We start from the raw sequence: 9390 nt of genomic DNA, 5'->3' as shown, positions 1-9390 counted from the left end.
TGGGTAGGGGCGGCGGGGGCGCATCACGTTCTCAGTGGGACCAGGCGCGGCAGCGCATGTGGTAGCGCTCCGTACCAGAGCCTGGCCACCGCGTAGCCGAACGCCAGGCAGGCCACACCCCCCACCGCGTCCAGCCAGAAGTGGTTGGCCGTGGCGACGATGACCACCAAGGTTGCCGTGGGGTAGAGCAGGCCCAGGACGCGGACCCAGGGGACCGAGGCCAGGGTGAAGATCGTGAGGCCGCACCAGAGGGACCAGCCGATGTGCATCGAGGGCATCGCGGCGTACTGGTTCGACATGTTCTTCAGGTCGCCGGAGGCCATGGAGCCCCAGGTCTGGTGGACCACCACCGTGTCGATGAAGTCGTTGCCGTTCATCAGGCGCGGCGGGGCCAGCGGATACAGGTAGTAACCGAGCAGCGCCACACCCGTGGTCGCGAAGACGACCGTGCGGGTCGCCGCGTACCGGCCCGGATGACTGCGGTAGAGCCACGCCAGGACGCCGATGGTCACCACGAAGTGCAGCGTCGCGTAGTAGTAGTTCATGCCGACGATCAGCCAAGTCACCGAGTTCACGCCGTGGTTGACGGACTCTTCGACGGCCAGGCCGAGATGGTGCTCCATCCGCCAGATCCAGTCGGCGTTCTCCAGCGCCTGGGTCCGCTGCTCCGGAACGGCGTTGCGGACCAGTGAGTACGTCCAGTAGCTCACCGCGATGAGCAGGATCTCGAACCAGAGCCGGGGGCGGCGGGGCGTACGCAAGCGCCGCACGAAACGGAGTCCCGCGCGGCTGTTCGCCTCGTCCGCGACGGACTGTGAAGTCGGTGAAGGGACCTGCTCCTGACCTTTCAGTGTCGTCACGGTGCTCTCACCCATAGAGACAGAGTCTGCCAGATGAGCCTTACCCCACCGATCATCCCTCGGGTGGGTCTCGGTCGCACGTTCTACACCTGAAGTAGGTGACGTACTACTTCCTGCGCAGGATGTCGGTAATTGCTACACGCGACTCCGGTCCCCGTTCCGGTCCCCAGGAGCCGAAGCCGTCGACCCCCGCACCACCAGCTCCGGCATGAACACGAACTCGCTGTGGGGCGCCGGCGTCCCGCCGATCTCTTCCAGCAACGTACGCACCGCGGCCTGGCCCATCGCCGGGACCGGCTTGCGGACCGTGGTGAGGGGCGGGTCCGTGAAGGCGATCAGCGGGGAGTCGTCGAAGCCGACCACGGAGACGTCCTTGGGGACGTCGAGGCCGCGCTGCCGCACCGTCCGTATGGCACCCAGCGCCATCATGTCGCTCGCGCAGACGACGGCCGTGCAGTCGCGGTCGATGAGCGCCGCCGTGGCCGCCTGCCCGCCCTCCAGTGTGTACAGCGAGTGCTGGACCAGTCGCTCCTCGATGTCGGACGTGGCCAGGCCCAGCAGGTCCTGCATCGTGCGGACGAAACCCTCGATCTTGCGCTGCACCGGGACGAACCGCTTGGGCCCCAGGGCCAGGCCGATCCGGGTGTGGCCCAGCGAGACGAGGTGGGTGACCGCGAGTGCCATCGCGGCCCGGTCGTCCGGCGAGATGAAGGGCGCCTGCACCTTCGGCGAGAAACCGTCGACGAGCACGAACGGCACACCCCGGCCGCGCAGTTGCTCGTAGCGCTGCATGTCCGCGGAGGTGTCCGCGTGCAGCCCCGAGACGAAGATGATGCCGGCGACCCCCCGGTCGACCAGCATTTCGGTCAGTTCGTCCTCCGTGGAACCGCCCGGAGTCTGGGTCGCCAGGACCGGCGTGTAGCCCTGCCGCGTCAGCGCCTGGCCGATGACCTGGGCCAGGGCCGGGAATATCGGGTTCTCCAGCTCCGGGGTTATCAGCCCGACGAGCCCCTCGCTGCGCTGGCGCAGCCGTACGGGCCGCTCGTAGCCGAGCACGTCGAGTGCGGCCAGTACGGTCTGGCGGGTGGTGGCGGCGACGCCCGGCTTCCCGTTCAGGACGCGGCTGACGGTCGCTTCGCTCACCCCCGCCTGTGCTGCGATGTCGGCAAGCCGTGTGGTCACGGGATTGGACTGTACCGGCCGGGAAATGCCCTGCCCACCGAACGAACGCCGTGCGCGGGCAGTTGGACGGCCCGCTCCGGGCTGCTGCGTCATCGCGTTCCCTCGTGATTCTGGTGGTTCCTGCAAGGCGCCGACGGGCCGATGATCCCCGTGACGGACGGGTATGGCAAGAGCTTGCAGAGTCTTGCACGGCGGTCCAGTGAGGTCCTGCTCCCGGTGAACGGCCGTGCTTCAAGGGTTCCGGGTGGCTCGGGAGAGGTCACGGCGGGGTAACTGTCCGTCGCTCTTGCACTTTTTTGCTGCAAGGTCTTTCGCGCCGCTTACATCGCTGTTACGTTCACGTCGCCCGGCGGCGGCAACGGTGCGGCCGGCGAGTCGGCGGGGACGGCGGACGGGGCCGCTCCCTCAAGAACACGGGCTTTCACCCTCAAGGAGAAACTCATGCGGCGTGGCATAGCGGCCACCGCACTGGTGGCGTCCCTCGCCCTCGCGGCGACGGCCTGCGGCGGCGACAGCGACGACAGTGGCAAGGCGGACGGCCCGGTCACCATCACCTGGTGGGACACGTCCAACGCCACCAACGAGGCACCGACGTACAAGGCCCTCGCGAAGGAGTTCGAGAAGGCCAACCCGGACATCAAGGTCAAGTACGTCAACGTGCCCTTCGACCAGGCGCAGAACAAGTTCGACACCGCCGCCGGTGCCAAGGGTGCCCCGGACATCCTGCGCTCCGAGGTCGGCTGGACCCCCGCGTTCGCCAAGAAGGGCTTCTTCCTGCCGCTCGACGGCACCGAGGCCCTCGCGGAGCAGGACAAGTTCCAGCCCAGCCTGATCGAGCAGGCCAAGTACGAGGGCAAGACGTACGGTGTGCCGCTGGTCACCGACACCCTCGCGCTGGTCTACAACAAGGAACTCTTCAAGAAGGCCGGCCTCGACGGCGCGCCCACCACCTGGGCCGACCTCAAGAAGGACGCCGCCACCGTCAAGTCGAAGACCGGCGTCGACGGCTACTGGGGCTCCACCCAGGCCTACTACGCGCAGTCGTTCCTCTACGGCGAGGGCACCGACACGGTCGACGCCGACGCCAAGAAGATCACCGTCAACTCGCCCGCGGCGGTCAAGGGGTACGAGACCTGGCAGGGCCTGTTCGACGGCAAGGGCCTGCACAAGGCCGACACCACCGCCGACGCGTACGCCCACATCCAGGACGCGTTCGTCAACGGCAAGGTCGCCTCGATCATCCAGGGCCCGTGGGAGATCACGAACTTCTACCAGGGCTCGGCCTTCAAGGACAAGGGCAACCTCGGCATCGCCACCGTCCCGGCCGGCACCGGCGGCAAGGCGGGCGCCCCGACCGGCGGCCACAACCTCTCCGTGTACGCGGGCTCGGACAAGGCCCACCAGGACGCCTCGCTCACGTTCCTGAAGTTCATGACCTCGGCGAAGTCCCAGGAGACCGTCGCCCTCAAGAACTCCACGCTGCCGACCCGCGACGACGCCTACACCACCGAGGTCAAGGCCGACCCGGGCATCGCCGGCTACCAGGGCGTGCTCGCCGCCGCCCAGCCGCGCCCGGCGCTGCCCGAGTACAGCTCGCTGTGGGGTCCCCTCGACACCGAGCTCCCGAAGGTCGCCGGCGGCAAGGAGTCCCTCGACAAGGGCCTGAGCACCGCGGAGACCTCGATCGCCAAGCTGGTCCCGGACTTCAGCAAGTGAGCCGGGGTGGCCGCCGGACCCGTACCCGGGCTTGTGGAGGGACGGACCCGGCGGCCACCGGCCATGCCTTTGAGCAGCCCCCGAGCAGCACTGAACAGCAGCTGAGCAGCCCCGAGCAGCCACTGATTTTCCAGAAGGTGTCGAACCATGACAGTCGTCATCGACCGCGCGACCGGCAAGCGCCGCGGTGACCGGGCCCCGCGCCCCGGCCCGCTCCAGCGCCTGAAGCACGCCTACCAGAAGTACTGGTACGCGTACGCGATGACCGCCCCGGTGGTCGTCGTGCTCGGTGTGCTGGTGCTCTATCCGCTGGTGCGCGGCGTCTACCTGACGTTCACCGACGCCACCAGCCTCAACTCGGCCCGCACGATCGGCGTCAACCACATCGACGCCACGTACGAGTTCATCGGCCTGGACAACTACGCGGACATCCTCTGGGGCCCCACCGCGTACGACCGCTTCTGGTCGCACTTCATCTGGACGATCGTGTGGACGGCGCTGTGCGTGCTGCTCCACTACGCCATAGGACTCGGTCTCGCGCTGCTGCTCAACCAGAAGCTGCGCGGCCGGACCTTCTACCGGCTCGTCCTCGTCCTGCCGTGGGCCGTGCCGACCTTCGTCACCGTCTTCGGCTGGCGCTTCATGCTCGCCGACGGCGGCGTCATCAACTCCGTGCTCGACGCGGTGCACCTGCCCTCACCGCTGTGGCTGGAGGACACCTTCTGGCAGCGGTCCGCCGCCATCATGGTCAACACCTGGTGCGGTGTGCCCTTCATGATGGTCTCGCTGCTCGGCGGACTGCAGTCCATCGACGCGACCCTGTACGAGGCGGCCGAGATGGACGGCGCGAACGCCTGGCAGCGGTTCCGGCACGTGACCCTGCCGGGCCTGCGGCCGGTCAGCTCCACCGTCGTACTGCTCGGCGTCATCTGGACGTTCAACCAGTTCGCCATCATCTTCCTGCTCTTCGGCGACACCGCGCCGGACGCGCAGATCCTCGTCACCTGGGCCTACTACCTGGGCTTCGGACAGCAGCCGCGCGACTACGCGCAGTCCGCCGCGTACGGCGTCCTGCTGCTCTCCATCCTGATCGTCTTCACCTCCGTCTACCGCCGCTGGCTGGCCCGCAATGAGCAGCAGCTCGCGGCCTGAGGCAGGAGCCCCCATGAGCACCACGACAGTCACGCCCCCCGCCCCGGCGGACGGGAACCCCGCGGGCACCGCGCCCGCCGGCAAGGGGCCGCGGCGCGGCGAGCGCAGCCGCGCCGGCGCCCTGGTCTCGCACGGCATCCTCGTCGTCGCGAGCCTGACAGCGCTCTTCCCGATCGCCTGGCTGGTCTATCTGTCCCTCGGCCCGGACAAGGACGACTACCTGCATCCCGAGGGCATCCTCGGCAAGATGACGTTCGACAACTACGCGTTCGTCCTGCAGCACACGCCGTTCTTCGACTGGCTGAAGAGCACGCTCATCGTGTCGCTGGGCACGACCGTCATCGGCGTCCTGGTCGCCGCCACCACCGGGTACGCGGTCTCGCGCATGCGCTTCCCCGGCTACCGCAAGTTCATGTGGGTGCTCCTGGTGACCCAGATGTTCCCGGTCGCCGTACTGATGGTCCCGATGTACGAGATCCTCGGCGAACTCCAGCTCATCGACAACTACTTCGGCCTGATCCTCGTCTACTGCTCGACCGCCGTGCCGTACTGCGCGTGGCTGCTCAAGGGGTACTTCGACACCATCCCCTTCGAGATCGACGAGGCGGGCCGCGTCGACGGCCTTTCGCCCTTCGGCACGTTCGCGCGGCTGATCCTGCCGCTCGCCAAGCCGGGGCTTGCCGTCGCCGCGTTCTACAGCTTCATCACCGCGTTCGGCGAGGTCGCCTTCGCCTCGACGTTCATGCTGTCCGACACGAAGTACACGTTCGCGGTCGGTCTGCAGAGCTTCGTCAGCGAGCACGACGCGCAGCGCAACCTGATGGCCGCGACGGCTGTGCTGGTGGCCATCCCGGTCTCCGCGTTCTTCTATCTTGTGCAGAAGAACTTGGTGACCGGGCTCACCGCGGGCGGCACGAAGGGGTGACCTTTGCCAGCCACTCGGGTCGTTGGTCGTCCGCGGCCTCGTCGTGGCTGGTCGCGCCCACGCGGCGGAAGCCGCAAATGAATACAGCCCCGCGCCCCTTGGGCGCTCCCGATGAACTCCGTTACGTATCAAGGAAGCCATGAGCCAGCAGCACTCCGCCGACTCGGCACCGAACTCCGCTCACGCCGCCGTCGCCGACCGTCGCGACTGGTGGCGCGACGCGGTGATCTACCAGGTCTATCCGCGCAGCTTCGCCGACAGCAACGGTGACGGCATGGGCGACCTGGCGGGCGTGCGTTCCCGACTCCCGTATCTGCGCGACCTCGGCGTGGACGCCGTGTGGCTCAGCCCCTTCTACGCCTCGCCGCAGGCCGACGCGGGCTACGACGTGGCGGACTACCGGGCCGTGGACCCCATGTTCGGGGGCCTGCTCGACGCCGACGCGCTGATCCGCGACGCCCACGAACTGGGCTTGAGGATCATCGTCGACCTCGTCCCCAACCACTCCTCCGACCAGCACGAGTGGTTCAGGCGGGCCCTCGCGGAGGGGCCGGGTTCGCCGCTGCGGGAGCGCTACCACTTCCGCGCCGGCAAGGGTGAAAGCGGTGAACTGCCGCCCAACGACTGGGAGTCCATCTTCGGTGGCCCCGCCTGGACCCGCGTCACCGAGCCGGACGGCACCCCCGGTGAGTGGTACCTCCACCTCTTCGCGCCCGAGCAGCCCGACTTCGACTGGGACCACCCGGCGGTCGGCGACGAGTTCCGCTCGGTCCTGCGGTTCTGGCTCGACATGGGTGTCGACGGCTTCCGGATCGACGTGGCCCACGGCCTGGTGAAGGCGGAGGGGCTGCCCGACCTGGGCTCTCACGAGCAGCTGAAACTGCTGGGCAACGATGTCATGCCGTTCTTCGACCAGGACGGTGTGCACGAGATCTACCGCCAGTGGCGGATCGTCCTTGACGAGTACTCGGGCGACAGGATCTTCGTCGCCGAGGCGTGGACGCCGACCATCGAGCGCACCGCCAACTACGTGCGCCCCGACGAGCTGCACCAGGCCTTCAACTTCCAGTATCTGAGCACCCATTGGGACGCCGAGGAGCTGCGGTCCTGCATCGACCGCACCCTCGACGCGATGCGTCCCGTGGGCGCCCCCGCCACCTGGGTGCTCTCCAACCACGACGTGACCCGGCACGCCACGCGGTTCGCCAACCCGGCCGGGCTCGGCACCCAGATCCGTATCGCCGGAGACCGTGAGCTGGGCCTGCGCCGGGCGCGGGCGGCGACCCTGCTGATGCTCGCGCTGCCCGGGTCCGCGTACCTGTACCAGGGCGAGGAGCTGGGCCTGCCGGACGTCGTCGACCTGCCGGACGAGGTCCGCCAGGACCCCGCGTACCACCGCGGCGCCGGCCAGGACGGGTTCCGCGACGGGTGCCGGGTGCCGATCCCGTGGCACCGCGACGGCTCCTCGTACGGCTTCGGCAGCGGCGGCAGCTGGCTTCCGCAGCCCGCAGGCTGGGGCGAGCTGAGCGTCGAGGCGCAGACCGGGGTCACCGGCTCGACCCTTGAGCTGTACCGGTCCGCGCTCGCCGTCCGCAGCGAGCAGCCCGACCTCGGCGCGGGCGACCGTGTCGAGTGGCTGCCGGCGCCCGCGGGTGTCCTCGCCTTCCGCCGGGGGGCGTTCGTGTGCACCGCCAACACCGGGAGCGACGCGGTGACCGTCGGCGCGTACGGGCGGGTGCTGCTCGCGAGCGGAGAGGTGGCCGTGTCGGACGGCGGCGAGGCGAAGCTGCCCGCCGACGCCACCGTGTGGTGGATCGCCGACTGACCCCACAACGGCCGTTCGTCAGCCGTCTGTCCGTTGACCGACGGGCTCTGCAAGGAATTTCAGAAAATTTCAGAAGCCCGCCTTCCCCTTTGGGAGGCGGGCTTCTACGATCTGCGGCACCGCACGGCTGCTGAATGTTGCAGCAAGAACCTGCACGAGAACCTTCACGAGAACCTTCAACGGAGAAGGGACCCCCACATGGCCAAGAGAGCTCTCTCCTGCGCGCTCGCCCTGGCGGCTGCCGCGCTCGTCGTCCCCGCGAGCACCGCCGGTACCGCCCACGCCTCCCCGCCCGGCAGCAAGGACGTCACCGCCGTCCTCTTCGAGTGGAACTTCGCGTCCGTGGCGAAGGAGTGCACCAACCGTCTGGGCCCGGCCGGTTACGGATACGTCCAGGTCTCTCCCCCCGCCGAGCACATACAGGGCTCGCAGTGGTGGACCTCGTACCAGCCCGTCAGCTACAGGATCGCCGGCCGGCTCGGTGACCGTACGGCCTTCCAGAACATGGTGAACACGTGTCACGCGGCCGGTGTGAAGGTCGTCGTCGATACCGTGATCAACCACATGTCGGCGGGCAGCGGCACCGGTACGGGCGGCTCGTCCTACACGAAGTACGACTACCCGGGCCTGTACTCCGCACCCGACTTCGACAACTGCACCTCGCAGATCAGCAACTACCAGGACCGCGGGAACGTCCAGAACTGCGAGCTCGTCGGGCTCGCCGACCTGGACACCGGCGAGGAGTACGTCCGCTCGGCCATCGCCAAGTACCTGAACGACCTGCTCTCCCTCGGTGTCGACGGCTTCCGCATCGACGCGGCCAAGCACATCCCGGCGACCGACCTCGCCAACATCAAGGGCAGGCTGAGCAATTCGTCCGCCTACTGGAAGCAGGAGGCCATCCACGGCGCGGGTGAGGCGGTCCAGCCCACCGAGTACACGGGCACCGGGGATGTCCAGGAGTTCCGGTACGCGTTCGACCTCAAGCGGGTCTTCAACAACGAGAACCTCGCCTATCTGAAGAACTACGGCGAGGGCTGGGGGTACATGAGCAGCGGTGTCTCGGCTGTCTTCGTCGACAACCACGACACCGAGCGCAACGGCTCCACGCTCAGCTACAAAGACAACGCCACTTACACCCTGGCCAACGTCTTCATGCTGGCGTACCCGTACGGGGCGCCCGACATCAACTCCGGGTACGAGTTCTCCTCCACGGACGCGGGGCCGCCCAACGGGGGTTCGATGAACGCCTGTTGGCAGGACGGCTGGAAGTGCCAGCACGCCTGGCCGGAGATCCAGTCGATGGTCGCCTTCCGCAACACCGTCCGGGGCGAGTCCCTCACCAACTGGTGGGACAACGGGGGCGACGCGATCGCCTTCGGCCGGGGTGGCAAGGGGTTCGTGGTCATCAACCACGAGTCGTCCTCGCTGACCCGTACGTATGCGACGTCGCTGGCGGCGGGCACGTACTGCAATGTGCAGGCGGGCACGACGGTGACGGTGAACAGCGCGGGCCAACTGACCACGACGCTCGGCCCGAACACCGCGCTGGCGGTATACGCGGGCAAGCCCACGTGCTGACCCACCTGCGGGCCGGCGGGGGCAGGCCGCGCAGTTCCCCGCGCCCCTGAAAAACCGCCTTCGTCCGCGGGCCGGCGGGGGCTGGTCGCGCAGTTCCCCGCGCCCCTTGGGGAGGGGCTGCGCCCCGTCCCACCCAGGGGCGCGGGGAA

At 68.4% G+C, this 9390-nt stretch carries 7 protein-coding genes; 5 read left to right on the top strand and 2 right to left on the bottom strand.

Annotated features, from left to right (window positions below; all coding sequences use genetic code 11):
- Nucleotides 1-23: 23 nt before the first annotated feature.
- Complete coding sequence (locus AOK01_RS37275; protein WP_055519620.1) at nt 24-875, bottom strand: phosphatase PAP2 family protein; 852 nt, start codon at nt 873-875, stop codon at nt 24-26.
- 120 nt (nt 876-995) lie between these two features.
- Nucleotides 996-2042 carry a LacI family DNA-binding transcriptional regulator gene (locus AOK01_RS37270; RefSeq protein ID WP_055519618.1) on the bottom strand — a complete coding sequence of 349 codons (1047 nt, stop codon included), beginning with the start codon at nt 2040-2042 and terminating at the stop codon, nt 996-998.
- A 441-nt stretch (nt 2043-2483) separates the two neighbouring features.
- Between AOK01_RS37270 and AOK01_RS37265 the strand changes: the two genes are divergently transcribed.
- The 5 genes from AOK01_RS37265 to AOK01_RS37245 all read left to right on the top strand — a co-directional run bounded on the left by AOK01_RS37265 (nt 2484) and on the right by AOK01_RS37245 (nt 9241).
- Nucleotides 2484-3758, top strand: coding sequence for an extracellular solute-binding protein (locus AOK01_RS37265; protein WP_055519616.1), 1275 nt, complete (start codon nt 2484-2486; stop codon nt 3756-3758).
- Nucleotides 3759-3905: 147 nt separating this feature from the next.
- Nucleotides 3906-4910: a carbohydrate ABC transporter permease gene (locus AOK01_RS37260; protein WP_055519613.1), complete on the top strand. Its 1005-nt coding sequence runs from the start codon at nt 3906-3908 to the stop codon at nt 4908-4910.
- Between the two features lie 13 nt (nt 4911-4923).
- The gene (locus tag AOK01_RS37255) at nt 4924-5835 is read left to right on the top strand and encodes a sugar ABC transporter permease (protein WP_055519611.1); all 912 of its coding nucleotides are present in this window, start codon (nt 4924-4926) and stop codon (nt 5833-5835) included.
- A gap of 139 nt (nt 5836-5974) precedes the next feature.
- A complete protein-coding gene (locus tag AOK01_RS37250; protein ID WP_055519609.1) occupies nt 5975-7660 on the top strand; it encodes a glycoside hydrolase family 13 protein in 1686 nt (561 codons plus the stop codon).
- Between the two features lie 198 nt (nt 7661-7858).
- Nucleotides 7859-9241, top strand: a complete 1383-nt coding sequence (locus AOK01_RS37245; protein WP_055519606.1) for an alpha-amylase — start codon at nt 7859-7861, stop codon at nt 9239-9241.
- Nucleotides 9242-9390 lie beyond the last annotated feature (149 nt).

The sequence above is a fragment of the Streptomyces aurantiacus genome (genome assembly GCF_001418335.1).
Lineage (GTDB): Bacteria > Actinomycetota > Actinomycetes > Streptomycetales > Streptomycetaceae > Streptomyces > Streptomyces aurantiacus.
This window is presented reverse-complemented; position numbering and strand designations above follow the sequence as displayed.

Bases quoted from the DNA above. Each gene is read 5' to 3' on its own strand.
- AOK01_RS37275 (WP_055519620.1), bottom strand. From the start codon at position 875: ATGGGTGAGAGCACCGTGACGACACTGAAAGGTCAGGAGCAGGTCCCT.
- AOK01_RS37265 (WP_055519616.1), top strand. From the start codon at position 2,484: ATGCGGCGTGGCATAGCGGCCACCGCACTGGTGGCGTCCCTCGCCCTC.
- AOK01_RS37260 (WP_055519613.1), top strand. From the start codon at position 3,906: ATGACAGTCGTCATCGACCGCGCGACCGGCAAGCGCCGCGGTGACCGG.
- AOK01_RS37255 (WP_055519611.1), top strand. From the start codon at position 4,924: ATGAGCACCACGACAGTCACGCCCCCCGCCCCGGCGGACGGGAACCCC.
- AOK01_RS37250 (WP_055519609.1), top strand. From the start codon at position 5,975: ATGAGCCAGCAGCACTCCGCCGACTCGGCACCGAACTCCGCTCACGCC.
- AOK01_RS37245 (WP_055519606.1), top strand. From the start codon at position 7,859: ATGGCCAAGAGAGCTCTCTCCTGCGCGCTCGCCCTGGCGGCTGCCGCG.